This is a genomic window from Bradyrhizobium arachidis, assembly GCF_024758505.1.
Classification (GTDB): Bacteria; Pseudomonadota; Alphaproteobacteria; order Rhizobiales; family Xanthobacteraceae; genus Bradyrhizobium; species Bradyrhizobium manausense_C.
The window spans coordinates 7,763,750-7,782,238 of sequence record NZ_CP077970.1 but is presented as its reverse complement, the minus strand read 5'-3'; the positions used below and the strand labels follow the sequence as shown (position 1 = coordinate 7,782,238).

General features: G+C 62.5%; 16 protein-coding genes and 1 pseudogene. 10 read left to right on the top strand and 7 right to left on the bottom strand.

The window, feature by feature from the left end:
- The first annotated feature begins 3 nt into the window (after positions 1-3).
- Entirely contained in the window at positions 4-1,263 is a 1,260-nt protein-coding gene (locus KUF59_RS35985) for an NAD(P)/FAD-dependent oxidoreductase (RefSeq protein WP_212461411.1), read from the top strand.
- On the opposite strand, the gene KUF59_RS35980 is transcribed toward KUF59_RS35985, so the two are convergent.
- From KUF59_RS35980 to KUF59_RS35960, 5 genes and pseudogenes are all read right to left on the bottom strand, one after another.
- Positions 1,246-2,838, bottom strand: a complete 1,593-nt coding sequence (locus KUF59_RS35980; RefSeq protein ID WP_212461410.1) for a bifunctional 3-(3-hydroxy-phenyl)propionate/3-hydroxycinnamic acid hydroxylase — start codon at positions 2,836-2,838, stop codon at positions 1,246-1,248. The two genes, KUF59_RS35985 and KUF59_RS35980, sit on opposite strands and share 18 nt — an antisense overlap.
- Before the next feature lie 85 nt (positions 2,839-2,923).
- A complete protein-coding gene (locus tag KUF59_RS35975) occupies positions 2,924-3,466 on the bottom strand; it encodes a cupin domain-containing protein (RefSeq protein ID WP_212461409.1) in 543 nt (180 codons plus the stop codon).
- Positions 3,467-3,487: 21 nt separating this feature from the next.
- Positions 3,488-4,603, bottom strand: a complete 1,116-nt coding sequence (locus tag KUF59_RS35970) for an alcohol dehydrogenase catalytic domain-containing protein (RefSeq protein WP_212461408.1) — start codon at positions 4,601-4,603, stop codon at positions 3,488-3,490.
- 208 nt (positions 4,604-4,811) lie between these two features.
- The gene (locus KUF59_RS35965; protein ID WP_212461407.1) at positions 4,812-5,543 is read right to left on the bottom strand and encodes a GntR family transcriptional regulator; all 732 of its coding nucleotides are present in this window, start codon (positions 5,541-5,543) and stop codon (positions 4,812-4,814) included.
- Positions 5,544-5,737: 194 nt separating this feature from the next.
- A pseudogene (locus KUF59_RS35960) lies at positions 5,738-6,934 on the bottom strand (acyl-CoA dehydrogenase).
- A 160-nt stretch (positions 6,935-7,094) separates the two neighbouring features.
- Between KUF59_RS35960 and KUF59_RS35955 the strand changes: the two are divergent.
- The 5 genes from KUF59_RS35955 (at position 7,095) to KUF59_RS35935 (ending at position 11,952) form a co-directional block, all read left to right on the top strand.
- Positions 7,095-7,997, top strand: a complete 903-nt coding sequence (locus tag KUF59_RS35955) for a VOC family protein (RefSeq protein ID WP_212461406.1) — start codon at positions 7,095-7,097, stop codon at positions 7,995-7,997.
- 54 nt (positions 7,998-8,051) lie between these two features.
- Positions 8,052-8,933, top strand: coding sequence for an alpha/beta hydrolase (locus KUF59_RS35950; protein ID WP_212461405.1), 882 nt, complete (start codon positions 8,052-8,054; stop codon positions 8,931-8,933).
- Between the two features lie 9 nt (positions 8,934-8,942).
- On the top strand, positions 8,943-9,986 hold the full coding sequence (locus tag KUF59_RS35945; protein WP_258767825.1) for an Ldh family oxidoreductase: 1,044 nt from the start codon (positions 8,943-8,945) through the stop codon (positions 9,984-9,986).
- A gap of 29 nt (positions 9,987-10,015) precedes the next feature.
- Positions 10,016-10,876, top strand: coding sequence for a fumarylacetoacetate hydrolase family protein (locus KUF59_RS35940; RefSeq protein WP_212461404.1), 861 nt, complete (start codon positions 10,016-10,018; stop codon positions 10,874-10,876).
- A 65-nt stretch (positions 10,877-10,941) separates the two neighbouring features.
- Positions 10,942-11,952, top strand: a complete 1,011-nt coding sequence (locus KUF59_RS35935; protein ID WP_212461403.1) for a tripartite tricarboxylate transporter substrate binding protein — start codon at positions 10,942-10,944, stop codon at positions 11,950-11,952.
- A 37-nt stretch (positions 11,953-11,989) separates the two neighbouring features.
- Here KUF59_RS35935 and KUF59_RS35930 read toward each other — a convergent pair whose 3' ends face one another.
- Positions 11,990-12,904 carry a LysR substrate-binding domain-containing protein gene (locus KUF59_RS35930; RefSeq protein ID WP_212461402.1) on the bottom strand — a complete coding sequence of 305 codons (915 nt, stop codon included), beginning with the start codon at positions 12,902-12,904 and terminating at the stop codon, positions 11,990-11,992.
- A gap of 220 nt (positions 12,905-13,124) precedes the next feature.
- Here KUF59_RS35930 and KUF59_RS35925 point away from each other — a divergent pair, with 220 nt between their 5' ends.
- The 3 genes from KUF59_RS35925 to KUF59_RS35915 all read left to right on the top strand — a co-directional run bounded on the left by KUF59_RS35925 (position 13,125) and on the right by KUF59_RS35915 (position 15,892).
- A complete protein-coding gene (locus KUF59_RS35925) occupies positions 13,125-14,456 on the top strand; it encodes a C4-dicarboxylate transporter DctA (RefSeq protein ID WP_212461401.1) in 1,332 nt (443 codons plus the stop codon).
- Positions 14,457-14,483: 27 nt separating this feature from the next.
- Positions 14,484-14,993 carry an ureidoglycolate lyase gene (locus tag KUF59_RS35920; protein WP_212461400.1) on the top strand — a complete coding sequence of 170 codons (510 nt, stop codon included), beginning with the start codon at positions 14,484-14,486 and terminating at the stop codon, positions 14,991-14,993.
- Between the two features lie 62 nt (positions 14,994-15,055).
- On the top strand, positions 15,056-15,892 hold the full coding sequence (locus tag KUF59_RS35915; RefSeq protein ID WP_212461399.1) for a bifunctional allantoicase/(S)-ureidoglycine aminohydrolase: 837 nt from the start codon (positions 15,056-15,058) through the stop codon (positions 15,890-15,892).
- A gap of 335 nt (positions 15,893-16,227) precedes the next feature.
- Here KUF59_RS35915 and KUF59_RS35910 read toward each other — a convergent pair whose 3' ends face one another.
- Positions 16,228-17,166: a LysR family transcriptional regulator gene (locus KUF59_RS35910; protein WP_212461398.1), complete on the bottom strand. Its 939-nt coding sequence runs from the start codon at positions 17,164-17,166 to the stop codon at positions 16,228-16,230.
- Between the two features lie 210 nt (positions 17,167-17,376).
- Between KUF59_RS35910 and KUF59_RS35905 the strand changes: the two genes are divergently transcribed.
- Complete coding sequence (locus tag KUF59_RS35905) at positions 17,377-18,459, top strand: ABC transporter ATP-binding protein (protein WP_212461397.1); 1,083 nt, start codon at positions 17,377-17,379, stop codon at positions 18,457-18,459.
- The last annotated feature ends 30 nt before the right edge of the window (positions 18,460-18,489 follow it).

Genomic DNA, 18,489 nt, shown 5'->3' with positions numbered 1-18,489 from the left:
CTCATGAACCGCGTCGTTATCGTCGGAGCCGGGCAGGCCGGATGCTCTGCCGCGCTGAAGCTGCGCGCCCTTGGCTTTTCCGGCGAAATCATCCTGATTGGTGACGAGCCGATGGCGCCATACCAGCGCCCGCCGCTCTCGAAAGCCTATCTGCTCGGGAAGACGACGGCCGAGGCGCTGCAAATTCGTCCACTCTCGCTGTACCGCGATCAGAGGATCGAACTTCGCCTGGGGTGTCGGGTCATTCGCGTCCTGCCGCACGCGCGACGCATCGAGACCAGCACGGGAAGCCTCGATTACGATCACCTCGTGCTGTCGATTGGCGCAAGACCTCTCCGGCTGGATCCCGCGATCGGCGGTGCGCTCGGCAACGTCTTCACGCTCCGCTCGATCGCGGACGTCGACCTCATTCGACCGGTGTTCTCGGCGGGCAGCCGTCTCCTCGTGATCGGTGGCGGCTATGTCGGTCTTGAGGCTGCCGCGGTGGCCGCACAGTCTGGGCTTGATGTGGTACTGGTCGAAATGGCCGACCGCATACTCAAGCGGGTTGCCTGCGCAGAAACCGCGGCGTACTTCCGCGCGCTCCACGCGCAGCATGGGGTGCGTATTCTCGAATCGACCGCGGTCCGGAGGCTTGACGGAAACGGCACGGTCGCTCGGGCGCACCTGTCCGATGATGAAGTGCTGGCAACCGATCTCGTCATTGTCGGCATCGGCGTGAAACCGGATATTGCGCTGGCGAGCGAAGCCGGGCTCAAGCTTGGGAATGGGATTGAGGTCGACGTGTTCGGGCGCACCTCAATTGAGGGCATATGGGCCGCTGGGGATTGCGCATCATTCCCGTATGCCGGCAGGCGCATCCGACTGGAAAGTGTGCCGCATGCGATCGACCACGCAGAGACGGTCGCGGCGAACATCTGCGGTGCGCATGAGCCCTACGTCGCGACGCCTTGGTTCTGGTCAGACCAGTTCGATGTCAAGCTTCAGATTGCCGGGCTAAACGCAAACTACGACCGGGTTGTCGTGCGCCGCGGCGGGAGGCCCGGCGCCATCTCACATTGGTACTTCGGAGGCGACACCCTGCTTGCGGTCGATGCGATGAATGATGCCCGCAGTTACATGATCGCCAAGCGGCTGATTGCGGCAGGGATCACTCCTGACCCGAAATCGGTTGCAGACGCGGCGATCGATCCCGGCCTGCTGCTGAAGGCATACGCAGTAAGCGCAGATCGCAAGCGAGTCAGTCTAGCCGGCGAGGTGTGAGCGCAGTTCGCGTAAGAGTACTTCGACCTCGCGAACATTTGCGGCGGTGCCGAAGACCATGCGGTCGGGACGTACGAGCGTGGCACAGGCGCCCTTCGCCGAAAGCCAGGCGGCAAAAACCCCATCCTCCTCCGCGAGCGGCGTTCGCTCGGGTCGGGTCCGTGAAATTCGGTGGACAGTCACACCCAACTTCCTCGCCTGTTCGAGCAGGGCAGGCGGTGCATCGATGTCTTCCGCAAGCAGAAGCACGAACCCACTGGGAAGCAGATCATCAAGACGCGTGCGACCACCGGGGCTGACGATCCAAGGCTGAGGAGAGGGCTCTCCGACCCCCGGCGACAGCGATCCATCGGCGCGATGGGCGACGACGCCATGGCGGATCGGCGGAAACAGGTTTTGGCGAATCTGGATTCCTTGTCCGGCCTCCATCGCCGCAATCAGTTCGGCATCGCGTGCGCGCGCCTTTTCCGGATCGAGCTCGCAGATGACCCGGCCGAGCCGCTTCGTAATCTCGATCACGTCCCGCACCAGAGCGCGGCGCTCTGCCTGGTAAGTATCGAGCAGACCCTCCGGGGTGCCCCGCAGCACGTGAGCCAGCTTCCATGCAAGGTTAGCGGCATCCTTGATACCCTGCACCATGCCTTGGGCGAGGAAGGGAGGCATCATGTGACAGGCGTCTCCCGCGAGAAAGACGCGGCCCTTGCGCCATGTCTCGGCTACCAGAGCGTGGAAAGTATAGGTCGCCGAACGCCACAATCGCGCCTGGTCCGGACGCAGCCAAGGCGAAAGCAGCTCCCAGATGCGTGCCGGACGATTGACGTCATCCGGATCCTCGTCTGGCAGGATCATGAACTCCCAGCGCCGCAGCCGCCCGGGTCCGATCACGAAAGTGTGCGGTCGGGACGGATTGCAGAACTGGATGTTCGTCTGTGGGAGTTGCGCATGCTCGTCCTCGACGATCATGTCCACCACGAGCCAGGGTTCGTGAAAGCCGAGATCTTCGAAACCGATGTCGAGACTGCGACGGACGAAGCTGTTACCGCCGTCACAACCCACGACAAAGCGAGGAGTGCGCCGCGTCGTCTCTCCCGTCGCTCTGTCACGCAGCGTCAGGATCGGCGCATGAGGGTCCTTCAGTTCGATCGACTCGAGGCCCGTGCGTAAAGTGAGCGTCGGGAATCTTTTCGCGTTGTCGCGCAGAACCTGCTCGAGCTCGGGTTGCAGGAAGGTGAGATAGGGCGGCCATGCCAGCGGATAGGGTTCGGCTGGTGACTCGAAGCGCCGCAGCAGGACGCCTTGCGCAGAACGATATTCAGAGGGGCGGTAGTCACCGACGGCGGGGGCGAGGGCGTCGGCAGCACCGACGTTCTGAAAGATACGCATCACCTCGTGATCCATTCCGATCGCACGCGGAAGGCCGTAGACGTCGGTGGCTGCGTCCACACCCTCGACGCTTACGCCTTCAGCGGCCAGCAGGTTGCAAAGCGTGATGCCGACTGGCCCGAGTCCCACAACGACGACATCCGGCGCGTTGCCTGATGATGCTGACGTGTCTCTTTCGTCGACCGGGATCATTTCTATCGCTGCCTACAGCGGAAATGGCGGGACGCTGGCCAATTAACGCCGGCGTCCTTGCTTGCACAAAAACAGACCTGGGGCGTCACTTGGACGCCGCGCCCAGCAGCACGAAGATAAGCGTGGCGGACTTGCTGCTCGGATTGCGCCAGGCATGGCGAGCACCCTGCTGGACAACGGTGTCGCCCTTCTTCAACTGGACGGTGACGCCGTCGTCGAGCTCCAGCACGATCTCACCGTCGATGATGCAGGCATAGTCCACCGTCGGCGTGGTGTGCATGCCCGGATTGTCCATTTCGAAGGTCTCGGCGATGCCGGGCGCCGCAGCGAGATGCTCGGGGCCGGCTTTGGCTGGATCAAAATCGGGCGACATCATCACATTGTCAGGTGGAAAGGTGACGACCATGAAGCTGGAGCCACCCGGACCGGGCAGCAGGCTGCTGCCCGGGACCGACATCGGGTCCTTGCCGTTCGCGGGCAGGGATGGCGTGCCGGCGATCGTCCACATCGGCGCAGAGACGAAGCCCGGCGTATGCTTGAGGGCCATTTCGCGCGGCGAGGCGCCATCGCTCACCACCACAGATTTTCCCGCGGCATTCTTGCCGGTAACAACGCGTCTGAAGCTCATGTTCCTCTCCTGGTCGTTCGGTCAGGGATAGATGACGAAGTTGGAGAACCCGCCATGCCGTTGGGCGATGCCGGATATGGCTTCGTTTACTTCGGAGAGACGCCGCCCTTGCGTCTCGAGCATCGACAGGTCCACCGCGCCTGCGCCGACGAGGTCCGCCATTTCCTGGCCTTCCTCCGTGGTCAGCCAGGCCGAGCCGTAGAGGCGCTGATTGCGGTCCATCAGGCGATGGACGTCGATCGCGACCGGCCCCATGACGGCGCCGATGTCGACGGCGATGCCGCCGCGGCGCAGGCTGTAAAGGCCCTGCAGGAAGGTCTCGTGCAGCGCGCCGGGTCCGAGGCAGTCCAGGAAGGCATCGACGCCTTCACCGTCGGTGTGCTTCATGACGAAATCGGTGACACTGCCATCGTCAATCGAGAACACCTCGATGCGCGACGGAGCCAATGCTTTGACTTCCTCGAGCAGCTTGCGATCGCGTCCAGTGCCGAGGATTTTCTTGACGCCCATGGCTGGCGCAAAAATCGCGGCGCTGATGCCAAGGGTGCCGCTGATGCCGTTGACGAGGATGGTGTCGCCGGGCCCGGCATTGACCTTCTTCAGTGCCGAATAGACCGTGCCGAGATAACCGAGCCGCGCTGCCTGCTCGTAGGTCATGTTGTCAGGGATCTTCACGATCGCCGAAGCGGGGACCACAGTGTATTCGCTCAAGCCGCCGACCGGGTAATCGCCAAAGGTCTGCATGGCGTGCTCGCTGAAGCCGAAATAGCCCTGGAAGGCGTAGTGCTTGCAGGAAATGGAATCGCCCCGGCGACAATGGCGGCATGTGCCGCATGAGCGGCCGGGGTTGGCGTAAACCCGATCGCCAGGTTTGAGCGCATGGACCTGTCGGCCGACCGCGACGATCTCGCCGGCCGGATCCAGCCCGAACACGGCGGGGAGCGGTGGCTGCGGCATATGTGGAAACCAGGTCGGCCAGTTGGCGAGGATATTGCCAAGGTTCGGAACGATCCCGCAGGCCTTGACGCGGACCAGCACGTCCATGTCGCCTGGCTTCGGCGTGGGCAGCTTTTCCAGTTTCAATTCGCCGCCGACCGTATGCATACGGGCAGCGGTCATCGTGTCAGCAACGACCATCTATTCCTCCCTTTGTCGTGTGGACGGCGGGCCTATGAGCCCGCTTCCTCCCCCGCGCACTGTGTCACTCTATTTTCGAAAATACAATATCTTTTCGTAATGAGCGGCGCTGGGCGATCAGGAAGGCACGTCTGGGCATGCAGCGGGGCGAATCCCGCCGTTAGGTCGAATTTCGTTCTAGGAAGACGGGAGAAGCGCTGGCGCAGCGCTATTCAGCCGCGACGTGAGCAGTCCGATTGTGGCGCTTTTCGTCCGTCGCGACGAAGAGGTGGCCGGCATGATTGATGACGTTCTCGGTCGTCTCGCGGATGTGGCGCTCGATCAACTCCTGAGCCTTTGCCGTATCGCGCGCGATGACCGAATCCATGATCATCTTGTGTTCGACGTCCTTGGCGCGCCACTTGGTCCGGAACTGCGACGACATCCGCCGATAGCGATGCGCGCGTTCGAACATCTTCTGGCGAATCTCCAGCAGATTGGGCGAACCGCAGGCCGCAACGAGCGAAAAATGAAAATCGCCGTGCAGCTTGCTCCATTCCTCGGACAGATAGTAGTTGGAGCCGAGCCGGCTCTGGAGCCGATCCATGCGATGGAATGCGCCGATAATGTCGGCCTCCCAATCGTCATCGCCATGCTTGATTGCGAGCGCCAGGCATTCGCGCTCGACGAGGACGCGGACGTAGGTCAGGTCGTTCAAGTCTTCGATCGAAACCGGCGCAACGATAAAGCCACGCTGATCCTCGGCGATAACAAGCCCTTCGGCGACAAGCCGCGACAGTGCCTCCCGGAGCGTTGAGAAGCTGACACCGTACATGTCCCGCAGCGCCTCAAAGCGAAGCTTGGCGCCGGGCTTCAGCGTGCAGCTGATGACGTCAGCGCGCATCCGGTGCAGCACATCCGCTGCCCGTGTTTCTCCTGCCGGTTTGACCCTGTCGCGCATCCATGCAGCCCTGGTTGCTGTTCGTAGCCAAGATTATGGGCTGATTTTCGAAAAAAATCAAACTTTTCGGGCTATGAAGGAGCGACCGGGCGGCAACGGCGCCCGAACCCCGTCGCGCGCGAGGGCTCAGCGCGGCACCGGCAATCCGCCAGAGCCCCTCACCGGAGAGTGCGTCGTTTCCCCTTAGCGGCTCGTCACCCGAAAGCCTGCAGTCCGGTCTGTGCGCGGCCGAGAATCAGCGCATGCACATCATGGGCGCCTTCATAGGTGTTGACGGTTTCAAGGTTCAGCATGTGTCGCATGACGCAGAACTCGTCCGAGATCCCGTTACCACCATGCATGTCACGCGCGAGCCGCGCGATGTCCAGCGCCTTGCCGCAATTATTGCGCTTGATCAGGCTGATCATCTCGGGCGCCATGCTTCGTTCGTCAAAGAGTCTGCCGACGCGCAGCGCCGCCTGAAGGCCGAGCGCGATTTCCGTTTGCATGTCGGCGAGTTTCTTCTGATAGAGCTGGGTATTGGCGAGCGGCCGCCCGAACTGCTTGCGGTCGAGCCCGTACTGTCGTGCGGCATGCTAACAGGCTTCGGCTGCGCCCATCGCGCCCCAGGCGATCCCGTAGCGTGCCCGATTGAGGCAGCCAAATGGTCCGGCAAGGCCCTCCGCATCGGGCAGGAGCGCGCCATCATCGACCTCGACGCCGTCGAGGACGATTTCGCCGGTGACCGAAGCGCGCAGCGACAGTTTGCCATCGATCTTCGGTGCCGAGAGGCCGGCCAAGCCATTCTCCAGAACGAAGCCGCGGATCTTGCCGCCATGCGCATCGGACTTCGCCCATACGATGAAGACGTCGGCGATTGGTGCATTGGTGATCCAGATCTTTGCGCCGGTGAGCCGATAGCCACCGGCGATCTTTGCCGCGCGCGTTTTCATGCTGCCTGGATCGGACCCCGCGTCGGGCTCGGTCAAGCCGAAGCAACCGATCATTTCGCCGCTTGCGAGTTTGGGGAGATATTTGCGCCGTTGCGTCTCCGAGCCATAGGCGTGGATCGGATACATGACCAGCAACGATTGCACAGACATCATCGAGCGGTAGCCGCTATCGACGCGTTCGACCTCGCGCGCAATGAGACCGTAAGCGACGTAGGATGCGCCGATGCCGCCATAGGCCTCGGGGATGGTCACACCCAAAAGGCCGAGCTCGCCCATCTCGCGGAAGATCGCCGGGTCGGTGCGCTCGTTGCGGAAGGCCTGTCGGACACGCGGAGCAAGGCGCTCCTGCACATAGGCGCGCGCGGTGTTGCGAATCATCCGCTCTTCCTCGGCAAGTTGTGTCTCGAGCAGGAATGGATCGTCCCACGCGAACGGATTGCTCTGTTTTACGCCTGCCATCGCTCTCACCTTCTCCGTGTGCCGGGAGCCTTCTCGGCCGTTGAAGGTGGCGTCCATCTCACATATTTTCGAAATAATCAATTATGATCGAAAATATATTGCCATTGCCCTTTCAATGCGGTAGCAGAGGCTCAAACAGCTCAAAAGTCGGGAGGCGGCGATGTCGCATTTGGTGAACGCAGTCGGGCACGTGAAGATCAATACGACCGTGACCGAGGCGGTGGTGCGGGAAGCGACCGAAATCCTCGGGTTGCACGTTACCCATTCGGATGACCGCCAGACCTGGCTGAGCTCAAATGGACGCGCGGCCGAACTGGTGCTGTTCAGGTCGCACGAAAACGCCGTGCATACGATCGGATTGGAGGCGTTGACGGTCGAAGCGGTCCGTGAGGTGGCGTCGCGTGTCGAAGGCGCGGGTTGCCGGATCCAGTCGCGAGAACCGAGCCTGAAGTGCATCGAGGCCAGCGTCACCTTTGCCACGCCCGAGGGGCTGCGCTTCGAGATCCACACCCCCATTCGCAACAAGATCAATTCGCGACGTCACCCAACCCATGGCGTCGGTCCCAATCGTATGGATCACCTCAATCTGACGACGCCGGATCCCGCGGCAACGCGCCGGCAGCTCGAAATGATCTGCGGGCTTCGCTTGTCGGAACGCATGGTCGACGACAGCCTGAGCTGGATGTATGGCGGCAATCGCCAGCATCACATCCTCGGCGTCGTTCGCGGCAAGGTCGGGTTGCACCACTATTCTTTCGAGTTCAGGGAGTTCAACGACTACCTCAAGCTCGGCGACCTGCTCGATCGGTTCGACAAGGAGATGCTGTGGGGGCCGGGTCGCCATCGGCCCGGCGATAACACCTATGCCTATTACACCGACTCCAGCGGAGTGATGATCGAATGCTCCGGCTCGATGGCCCTGATCGCGGATGACGGGGATTACGAGCCAAACGTCATCACCAACCTCGAGCGCCCAGGCAATGTGCGGGCGATGAATGTCTGGGGGACGCCTGCACCGCTCGAGTGGCGCCAGCATCATTTTCCCTTCACCGCCGTCAACTAACAAGGCCGTCCATCGGTCTTCGCCTCGCGCCCTGCAGTACCTAAGGATACGCCAATGCAAGAAAAGCTCTCTTTCCGTTCCGACGGGCTCAAGCTTTCCGCCGTTCTCCACGTGCCGGATGCGCGCAAATCAGGCCAGCGGCTGCCGGCTTTCATCGTGTTGCACGGCTTCGTCGGCTCTAAGGACGAGTCCCACGCCGAAATCCAGGCGCGCATGCTCGAGGAGATGGGATATGTGGCGCTCCGTTTCGATTTTCGCTCCTGTGGCGAAAGCGAGGGTGAGCGGGCACAGGTGCGCTGCTTCGACCAGGTGGCGGACGCCAAGAACGCACTGACATTCCTGGCCGAGCGCGAGGAGGTCGATCCCACGCGGATCGGCGTGGTCGGCCACAGTTTTGGCGCGGCCGTCTCGGTCTATTCCGCCGGCGTGGACGATCGCTTCGCCTGCGTAATCTCGTCCTGCGGCTGGGGCGACGGCGAACGCAAGTTCCGCGGACAGCATCCGACGCCCGAGGCCTGGGCCAAGTTCACCGGTCTTTTGGAAAAGGGCCGCAAGCAGAAGCAGGAGACGGGCAAGAGCATGTGGATCTCCCGCTTCGATGCAGTGCCGATCCCGGAGCATCTGCGCAAGAACCTCTCGCCCAAGGCGATCATGGAGATTCCGGTGGAGACGGCGTGGAGCATGTACAATTTCCGCGCCGACGAGGTCGTCGGCAACATCGCACCGCGTCCGATCCTGTTCCTGCACACCGCAAACGACACGATCACTCCGACGGAGCAATCGATCCGGATGTTCGAAAAGGCCGGTCAGCCGGCCGAGCTCGTCCTGATCACCGGGACCTCGCATTTCCCGCTCGCGCATGAGGATGCGCCGCGCACCAAGGCGATCATCAAGGGTTGGCTCGACAAGTTCTTTCCCTCGCCGCTGGGAGCCTGAGCGGTGGGCGTGGCTACGGATATGGTCGGGATCGGCTCTGGCACGCTCCAGGGCTTCGCAGCCGCACTGCTGAGGGCAGGCGGATTTACGGCCGATCAGGCGGAGCAGACGGCGGCCATGCTCGTCTGGGCTAATCTGCGCGGCGTCGACTCGCATGGCGTGCTGCGGATTCCCCGCTATGTCGAGATGGTCGAGCTTGGTCTGATCAATCCAGCCGCTGAACCGCGCCGGGTCTCGGGCAAGGGCGCGGTCGCCGTGATCGATGCGCAACGTGCGCCCGGCGCCGTGGGGATGAACCTCGCAACGCAAGCTGCGATCGAGCTCGCGGACGTCAACGGCATTGGCTGGTGTGCGGTCCGCGCCATCACTCATGCCGGCGCGATCGGATACTACGTGCAACAGGCCGCTCGAGCTGGGCGCGTTGCGATTGCCATGACGGCGTCAAAGCCTCTCATGGTCTACCATGGATCGAAGGCCGAAGGTGTCTCGACCAACCCGATCGCGATTGCCGCACCCACCAGCAATCCGGACCGCCCCTTGCTCCTGGACATGTCGACGGCCGCGGTGGCGATCGGGAAGATCATGGCTGCCAAGGACGCCGGTCAGACGATTCCGGCCGGCTGGGGTGTCGACGAGAGTGGGCGAGAGACGACGGACCCGCGCAAGGTGAAGGCGGTCTTGCCGATGGCCGGCCCCAAGGGCTCGGGGCTTTCCCTGATGATCGAAGTTCTGGCCAGCGTGATGGTGGCGAATCCCCTCATCAGTATGGCGCTGGCTGACGGCAGCGATCCCGGCGGCAACGGCCTGGTTGCTGTGCTCGATCCCTCAGCCTTCGGCAACAATTTCACTTTTGACGTCGATCGTCTCCGCACGGCCATCAAGGCCCTGCCTTTGGCCGACGGACTGGACGGCGTTTATTTGCCGGGCGAGCGAGGTTTCGAGGTGATGGAAAGGCGATCGCGTACCGGGATCCCGCTCGCACAGGGAACGCGCTCGAGGCTGGTGACGCTTGCCAAGAAGCTGAACGTCGTGGCGCCCGAAGACCTCGCCTAAGCGAGGATGATCGCGAGCGAGGTCGAACCATGAAACTGTTGTCGTTCTCCGAGGGCAGACGGGAAAGCTGGGGCGCAGTCATTGGAGACGCCGTGCTCGACCTCGGCAAGGCCCTGCCGCATTATCCGACGCTCGCGGATTTCATCGCGAGCGACGATTTCGCGCGCCGCAACGAAATCGTCGGCGCAGGGAGGCCGGGTCCGGGACTTTCGGATATCAAATTCCTGCCGATCATTCCGCGGCCCGAAAAGATCGTCTGCGCCGTCCGCAACTACCTCGATCATCACAACGAGGCCGTGGCCTTCGGCATGAAGCGCGAGCTCACCGGGTATCCGCCGATCTTCCTGAGGGTCTGGCGCTCGCAGGTTGGCCACGACGAGCCAATCATTCGGCCGAAGGTCTCGGACAATCTCGACTGGGAAGGCGAGCTTGCGGTGGTGATCGGAAAGGCCGGTCGCCATATCAGCCAGTCCGATGCCTGGGCGCATGTCGCCGGCTATTCGATCTACAACGATGTCAGCGTGCGCGACTGGCAGCGTCATGCCCAGCAGATCGCATCGGGCAAGAATTTCGTCGGCACCGGTCCGTTCGGGCCCTGGCTGGTGACGCCGGATGAAATTGGCGACCCCACGAAGCTCAAGATTGAGACGCGGGTCAATGGAACGGTGATGCAGGTATCCGACACGTCGATGCTGATCTTTCCGATCCCGCGACTGATTGAGTATTGCTCCACGATCTTTGACCTCGTGCCGGGCGATGTAATCGCCACTGGCACGCCGGCCGGCGTTGGCTTCACCCGTAAGCCGCCGATCTTCCTCAAGCCGGACGATGTGGTGGAGGTGGAGGTCGAGAAAATCGGCGTGCTCAGAAATCGCGTCGTCGACGAGTGACTTGCGGCACCGGTGCGTTTCCGATGCTCAATCCGTCCACCACAACAACAAGAAGGGGGAACGCGATGGCTGGGAAATCTGGTTTGCTTGGACGTCTGAGGGTGTTTGCGACAGCGGCGGCGCTCATTGCCACGGGGCTGCTTGCTCTGGTGCCTTCGATGACTGTCGCGCAGACTTATCCAAACCGCCCAATACGGCTGTTGCACGGTTTTGCGGCGGGCGGAGCTGCAGATACACTCGCACGTATCGTATCCGAAGGTCTTTCGAAGAGGCTGGGACAGCCGGTCATCGTCGAGGCCAAGCCCGGTGCTGGCGGAAACATTGCCGCGGCCGCGGTCGCGAACGCGGCTCCCGACGGCTATACGTTGGGACTCGTGACGGGCGCACACGCGATCTCCGGCGCGCTCTACAAGACGCTCGCCTATCATCCGACCGACAGCTTCGAGATGGTCTCGACGCTCGTCTACTATGCGCTCGTCGTTGCCGTGCGGGCGGATCACCCCGCGAAGACATTGCCGGATCTGATCGCACTGGCGAAGCAGAAGCCGGACGAGATCAGCTTCGGATCGGTCGGGTTCGGCAGCACCCATCATCTCGCGGGTGAGCTGTTGAACACGACCGCCGGAATCAAAATGGTGCATGTCCCCTATCGGGGCGACGCGCCGAGCGCGACGGCGCTGCTCGGCGGAGAGGTGCCGGTGATCGTCGGCACGACGGTGTTGCTGGCCGGCCAGATCGAGAGCGGCGCCATTCGGGGTCTTGCCGTGACATCACCGACGCGGACGGGGCTGTTGCCGAACGTGCCGTCGGTCGCGGAAGCGGGTCTCGAAGGATATGATGTGCGGACCTGGGCCGGGCTTCTGGCACCGAAAGGCACTCCGGCCGATATCGTCACCAGGCTGAACCGGGAGGTCGCCTCGATGCTCGGCGATCCCGCGGTAAAGAAGGCGCTCGAGACGGCGACCGGCGGAGAGGCGCGCGGCAGTACGTCCGAGGATATGCGGATACTGATCCGGGCCGAAATCGCCAAATGGTCGAAAGTCATCGACGAGGCCAAGATCCCCCGTATCGACTGACAGGTGGTCGAGGATCCGCAGGCTGCAAGATTTTTGATTAGCGCTTCTTGGAGGATTGGCCCAGACTCTTGCTCCGGCTTAGGTAGCGAAGGGCCAGCTTGATGAAATTGTGCACGACCATCGACGTCTCGTCCTCTCTGAACACGAGAAACACGTCGGCCGATGGTGGCGAGGGTCTGATAGGCCGGAATATGATGTCGGCTGTGGTGAAGCGCGCAATGGATTGCGGCACGAGCGCCACGCCAAAGCCCGCGGCAATCAGGCTCGGCATCGACTGGGCGTCGACAACCTGCTGGGATACCCGCGGCAGAAAGCCGGCATCGACACAGCATTTCTGGACGTAGCGTGCGAATTCGGAACTATTGGGGTCGAGGACGATGTGATCCTCCGATGCCAGTTCGCCGAGCGCAACGCGCTTGCGCCCGGCCAACGGGTGCGCGTGGGGCAGGGCGAGAACAACCTCTTCCCGCCACGCAAGCTTGCTGGTCAGGCCGCGTTCGGTCGGAACGCCGCGAATAAGACAAATGTTGGTCGTGCGGTTGAGGAGGGCTGCGATCTGCAGTGCCGGCGCCTGCTCATGCACCGTGGTCCTCACCGACGGAGCAATCTTTCGGTAGGCGGCAAGCAGCTCCGCCAGCCGCCCGCGCAGGATGGAGCCCGTTGCACCAACGTCAAGCGTTCCGACTAAGCCAGCGCCGATCGACTGAACTTCGTCTTCTGCGAGCTTGATCTGCTGGAGAATAGCGCGCCCTCGCGCCAGCAGGGCTTCGCCGGCCTGGGTCAGTTCGACCCGGCGGCTGGTCCTGTGGAGAAGCTGCGTCTTGAGCTCTGCCTCCAGCGTTTGGATGTGCTGGCTCAGCGGTGGCTGGGAAAGGTTCAGCCGCCGGGCGGCGAGGGTGAAGCTGCGCTCCTCGGCGACGGCGATGAAGTACCGGAGCTGGCGGAGATCCATAGGAAAATCCTATCAATCGTGTCGTTCTATATATTGGACTTGAAATCCACGATGGTCAACGAATGCCCGATGGAGCCCCCTGCGAGCCGGCGCGCGATCACGGCAGGGGGCGTTCCTTTGCGAGTACGACGACACGTCGCCACCAACAACAAGATAGGCGGAGGCCTGAGGGCCCACCAAGCCGCACCAAATCGAAGATATAGCCATGCGAGGAAAAGCCGTGCCCAAGATCTTCAAGTCACTCTTCTTCCAAGTGGTCATTGCGCTATTGCTGGGCATCGCTCTCGGCATGGCTAACCCCGACCTCGCCCTTCAGATGAAGCCGCTCGGCGACGGCTTCATCAAGCTGATCAAGATGCTGGTGCCCGTGATCGTGTTCTGCGTCGTCGTGCACGGTATCTCTGCGGCGGGAGATCTGTCGAAGGTTGGAAGGGTCGGCATCCGCTCACTACTCTATTTCGAGATCGTCACCACCGTCGCACTGGTGTTCGGCATTGCGCTTGCCTACTACTTCGAGCCGGGCGCGGGAATGAACATCGACCCGAAGACGCTCGACGCCAAGGCCCTCAGCGGGTTCAGCCAGACCGCGGCCCAGGTCGCCGGAGGCGGCGTCTCCGAGTTCCTGATGAAGCTCATCCCCTCGACGATGGTGGGGGCCTTCAGCTCTGGCGACGTCCTGCAGGTGCTGATTATCTCCATCATGTTCGGCTGCGCCGTGTCCTTGTGCGGCGAGCGGGCGAGGCCAGTCGTCGAGTTCGTCGAGCGCGTCAACGAAATCATTTTCAAGATGATGAATTTCGTCGTCCGGCTCGCCCCGATTGGCGTGTTTGGTGCGATCGCCTTCACCGTTGGCAAGTACGGTATTGGTTCGCTCAAGCAACTCGGCGGACTCGTCGGCCTGTTCTATTTGGCCGTGGTCCTGTTTGTGATCGTAGTGCTCGGCGCGATCATGCGACTGTCTGGCTTCAGCCTGTTCAAGTTGCTCGCGTACTTGCGCGAAGAGTTGATGATCGTTCTCGGCACCGCCGCAGGCGACAGTGTGCTGCCGCAAACCATGCGAAAGCTCGAGCAGCTCGGCATCAAGCGGTCGACCGTTGGCCTGGTGATTCCGACCGGATATTCGTTCAATCTGGACGCGTTCTCCATCTACCTGACCTTGGCCGCAGTCTTCATTGCACAGGCGACCAACACGCCGCTTGCCACGGGTGACCTCCTGGCCATTCTTGGCGTTGCGCTACTCACTTCGAAAGGTGCTCACGGCGTTCCAGGCTCGGCCATCGTCGTGCTCGCCGCGACGCTTGCCGCTATCCCGGCTATTCCGGCGATTGGCCTTGTGCTCATCCTGTCGGTCGACTGGTTCATCGGCATTGCCCGCGCGCTCGGCAATTATGTCGGAAACTGCGTTGCCACCGTCGTCGTCGCGTCATGGGAAGGCGACATCGATCGGGCAAAAGCGCATGGTATCCTGAACGGCGAGATTGATCCCTCAAGTAACGGGCTCGTCGATGCTGTCGGCGGAGATGAGCCGGTTCCGGGTGCACAGACGGCATGAAACGCGGGTGTTTGTTGGAATGTGGCGATGCTGACGCTTTCGATTGAGCCTCTAACGAGGGAGGCGTTTGCGCCGTTTGGCGATGTCGTTGATACGGACGGGTTGACGCCCCTGCCGATCAACGAAGGCTATGCCCAGCGCTTTAACGATCTCGCCACTATCGACGTCAGCGCGGAAGGCGGACAGATCAACATCAGCTGGTTTGTCGCCTCCACCCGGCCTGCGCCGATCGCGATCCGTCTGATGGAGCGCCATCCGCTCGGAAGCCAATTGTTCATGCCCTTGAACGGTAAGGACTGGCTGATCGTCGTTTGCACGGACCCGCGCATCGCCTCAACCTATCGGGCCTTCGCTGCAGCGGGAAACCAGGGCGTGAACTATGCCCGCAACTGCTGGCACCATCCGCTGCTTGTTCTGGAAGCCTCCAGTCCGTTCTTCGTCGTCGACCGAAAGGGTGGGGGCGACAATCTCGAGGAATATTGGCTGGAAGAGATGATGCGGGTCGATCTCGCGCCGGACAGCATTCTCGCAAAATGACGCGCGCGAAGCAGTGCCGCGCAATGACATACCGCACGAGAAATCTGTAGGAGGCCACAGCGATGCCATCGCGAACCTATCACGTGCCGCAGGGCGGCCATCCAGCCCAGACGGAGCTCTTGAGCGGCCGTGCGGTCTTCACCAACGCATATGCGGTCATACCGAACAGCGTGCAGCGCGACATCGTCGTCAGCCATCTGCCGCACTGGGACAACACCCGTGTCTGGGTGCTGGCGCGACCGCTCTCCGGATTTGCCGAGACGTTCTCCCATTATCTCATGGAAGTGGCGCCGCGCGGTGGAAGCGAGCTGCCGGAGCCGGACAAGGGCGCTGAGGGCGCGCTCTTCGTCGCAGGCGGCAAGTTGAGCCTGAAGCTTGCGGACAGGGAACGGGAGCTGCGGCCTGGCGGCTTTGCCTACCTGCCGCCGGGCTCTGCCTGGAGCCTTCGTAACCGCGGTTCGAGCCCGGCGCATGTTCACTGGATCCGCAAGTTGTACCAGCGCGTGCCGGGATTGGCCGAGCCCGATGTCATTGTGACAAATGAAGACTCGCTCCCGCCGTCGCCAATGCCCGACACAGACGGGAGATGGACGACCACGCGCTTCATCGATCCGACCGATATCCGATATGACATGCACATCAATATCGTCACGTTCGAGCCGGGCGCGTCGATTCCCTTCACTGAGACCCATGTCATGGAACACGGCCTTTACGTTTTGGAGGGCAAGGCCGTCTACCGGCTCAACCAGGACTGGGTCGAGGTCGAGGCAGGAGATTATATGTGGCTGCGCGCTTTCTGCCCGCAGGCGTGCTACGCCGGAGGCCCCGGTCGGTTCCGTTATCTCCTCTATAAGGATGTCAATCGACACATGGTCCTGCGGCCATTCAGGGCAGCGTAAATTCGGATCGCCTCGATGCCGCACCGCTCTTGAACTCGATCGCGACGTCTTGGACCGCTTGAACGCCCTGGTAGAATCGTTGCACTTCGCGGTAGAGGGTCTGCGCTTTCACGGTCGCAATGAGATTGCCTTCGCGGCGGAAGAAGTGCGAGAGTCCTAGGTCGACATTTCTGATCTGCGGCCGGTCAGCATCACGAGACGAAGTAACTCGGTTTCCCTGGCAACGGAGGTGTCGACGATCGGAATCGAGTACTCCGTCTTTGCCGGACCCGTGATCTGTCGGCAATTCATGAAGCCGATCGTCGGCCAAATGGTCGCGCTGCTGATCGGCACGCTCAATAACAGACGGCCATTAATCCAAGCCGTGGATGCAGCCGGTCAATCTGTGCGATCTCGCCGCGCATCTGCTCGATGATCCAGTCGCGGATTTCGGCCGCGATGGGGCGCATCGGCCGGTTGCGTGGCGGCAAGAATTCGCAGACCCGCCGCGTGGTGGTGAGCGTGTCGGAGGCCGGCACCAGCGCGCCGGTGAGCAGCCAGTGCGAGGTGACGGTCAGCCATCCCAGCGCGATGCCCTGGCCGAGCAGGCCGGCCTGCACCACCACCGCATAGTCGCTGAAGCTGAGCGACTTGGCCGGGCCGCGCCGCCTGGTCAGGAAGCTCGGATAGTCCGCCGCCCAGTCACCTGGCGTTTCGGCAAGCCGGATGATCGTGTTGCCTTCCGCAGGCTCGGCTTCGCTCATATAGCCGGGGCTGCACACCGGCAGCATGACCTCCTTCATGACCAGCGTGCCGCCGGAATACGGCTCGTCGCGGTCGCGGAAGCGCATGCCGAGGTCGACATTCTCGACCGGGCCGCGCAGCGCACCCGAGATCAACTGGAAGCGCAAATCGACATTGGGAAAGCGCCGTTGCAGCTTGTCGATCCGCGGCATCAGCCAGTGCGTGGTGAAGGCTGACGATACCGACAGCGTTACCGTCTCGGTGCCCTTGCGCCGGCGCTCGATCTCGATCAAGCCGGTCTCGATGCTGCGAAACCCGTCGAGCACGCGCCTGTACAGCAGTTCGCCCTCTTCGGTCAGCACGGCGCGTCCGGCCTTGCGGTCGAACAGGCGGACGCCGAGATGATCCTCGAACTGGCCGAGCATCCGGCTCACCGCGGGCTGCGTGACATTCAGCTCGGCAGCCGCCGCCGTAAAGCTGCCGTTGCGCGCCGCCGCGTCGAAGACGAACAGGGCGTTCGAGGAAGGCAGCATGCGGCGGAGTTCAGGCATAACTTGATGTTATGCCGTTGGTGAGAATTTGGCAATTGCCGAGTTTTGCCAACTCTGGTGTCATTGGCATGACAGCCTAAAGACTGGGCTCGCGAGAGAAGATTGGGTGCGACGCACGCTACAACCGTGAGTGCCCCGAGTCCTTGTATATAAGGCAGGCTTATGGCGTGCAGTGAGGCACGCCGTTGCAGGACGTGGCGAGGTCGATCGTTGGACAAACGAGCGGAAAGCGTCGAGATCAGGTCCGCAAGCAAGGCTTACGGCGCGGTTCGCGCCCTCGACGACGTTTCGCTCAATGTTGGTGCCGGCGAGTTCGTCTCGCTGCTCGGCCCATCCGGATCCGGTAAGACCACGCTGCTCGGCATTTTGGGCGGCTTCATCCTGCCCTCGTCCGGCACGATCCTCTTCGGTGGCCGCGACGTCACCTGGATGCCGCCGCATAAGCGCGACATCGGCGTGGTGTTCCAGAACTACGCGCTGTTTCCTCATATGAGCGTCGGCGAGAACGTCGCCTTTCCCCTGCGCGCACGCCACTTGCCGAAGTCGAAATGGCCCGACAAGGTGCGCACCGCGCTCGCCATGGTCGGGCTTGCCGGCTACGAGGCGCGCGGCGTGGCGCAGCTCTCCGGCGGCCAGCGCCAGCGCGTGGCACTGGCGCGCGCTATGATCTTCGAGCCGCGGCTGATCCTGATGGACGAGCCGCTCTCGGCGCTCGACAAGCAATTGCGCGAGTCCATGCAGATCGAGCTGCGCGCGCTGCACAGGCGCATCGGCGCGACCATCATCTACGTCACCCATGACCAGCGCGAGGCGCTGACCATGAGCGACCGCGTCGCCGTCATGAAGGACGGTCGCCTGATTCAGATCGACGAGCCGGCGCGACTGCACGATCACCCCGCGGATTCCTTCGTCGCGAGTTTTATTGGCGAAGCGACCCTGCTGCCGGTCCGCCGCCTCGATGACTGCAGCGTTGCGCTCGGCAACGCCGTGCTGCGCAGTGCGCGGGCGATTCCTGCCTCGGACGCGCTCATGCTCGCCGTTCACAGCGAAAAGCTCTTGATCGACGACGGCGCTGGTGATGCCACCTGCAACCGTCTCACCGGCACCGTCACCGACGTGGTCTATCAGGGCGAGAGCCTGCGCCTCTTCCTGGCGCTTGCCGACGGCACCGCGCTCAGCCTGCGCCAGCCGAGCCATCACGAGGCGCATCGCCGCATCCCGCCGGTCGGCGGCAGTCTCAGCGTCACCCTTCACCCCGAGGATACCATCGTCGTGCCGAAAGCGGGCGCATGAATCCCCTCAAGCAACCCAATCGAAACTAAA

Bases quoted from the DNA above. Each gene is read 5' to 3' on its own strand.
- KUF59_RS35985 (WP_212461411.1), top strand. From the start codon at position 4: ATGAACCGCGTCGTTATCGTCGGAGCCGGGCAGGCCGGATGCTCTGCC.
- KUF59_RS35980 (WP_212461410.1), bottom strand. From the start codon at position 2,838: ATGATCCCGGTCGACGAAAGAGACACGTCAGCATCATCAGGCAACGCG.
- KUF59_RS35975 (WP_212461409.1), bottom strand. From the start codon at position 3,466: ATGAGCTTCAGACGCGTTGTTACCGGCAAGAATGCCGCGGGAAAATCT.
- KUF59_RS35970 (WP_212461408.1), bottom strand. From the start codon at position 4,603: ATGGTCGTTGCTGACACGATGACCGCTGCCCGTATGCATACGGTCGGC.
- KUF59_RS35965 (WP_212461407.1), bottom strand. From the start codon at position 5,543: ATGCGCGACAGGGTCAAACCGGCAGGAGAAACACGGGCAGCGGATGTG.
- KUF59_RS35955 (WP_212461406.1), top strand. From the start codon at position 7,095: ATGTCGCATTTGGTGAACGCAGTCGGGCACGTGAAGATCAATACGACC.
- KUF59_RS35950 (WP_212461405.1), top strand. From the start codon at position 8,052: ATGCAAGAAAAGCTCTCTTTCCGTTCCGACGGGCTCAAGCTTTCCGCC.
- KUF59_RS35940 (WP_212461404.1), top strand. From the start codon at position 10,016: ATGAAACTGTTGTCGTTCTCCGAGGGCAGACGGGAAAGCTGGGGCGCA.
- KUF59_RS35935 (WP_212461403.1), top strand. From the start codon at position 10,942: ATGGCTGGGAAATCTGGTTTGCTTGGACGTCTGAGGGTGTTTGCGACA.
- KUF59_RS35930 (WP_212461402.1), bottom strand. From the start codon at position 12,904: ATGGATCTCCGCCAGCTCCGGTACTTCATCGCCGTCGCCGAGGAGCGC.
- KUF59_RS35920 (WP_212461400.1), top strand. From the start codon at position 14,484: ATGCTGACGCTTTCGATTGAGCCTCTAACGAGGGAGGCGTTTGCGCCG.
- KUF59_RS35915 (WP_212461399.1), top strand. From the start codon at position 15,056: ATGCCATCGCGAACCTATCACGTGCCGCAGGGCGGCCATCCAGCCCAG.
- KUF59_RS35910 (WP_212461398.1), bottom strand. From the start codon at position 17,166: ATGCCTGAACTCCGCCGCATGCTGCCTTCCTCGAACGCCCTGTTCGTC.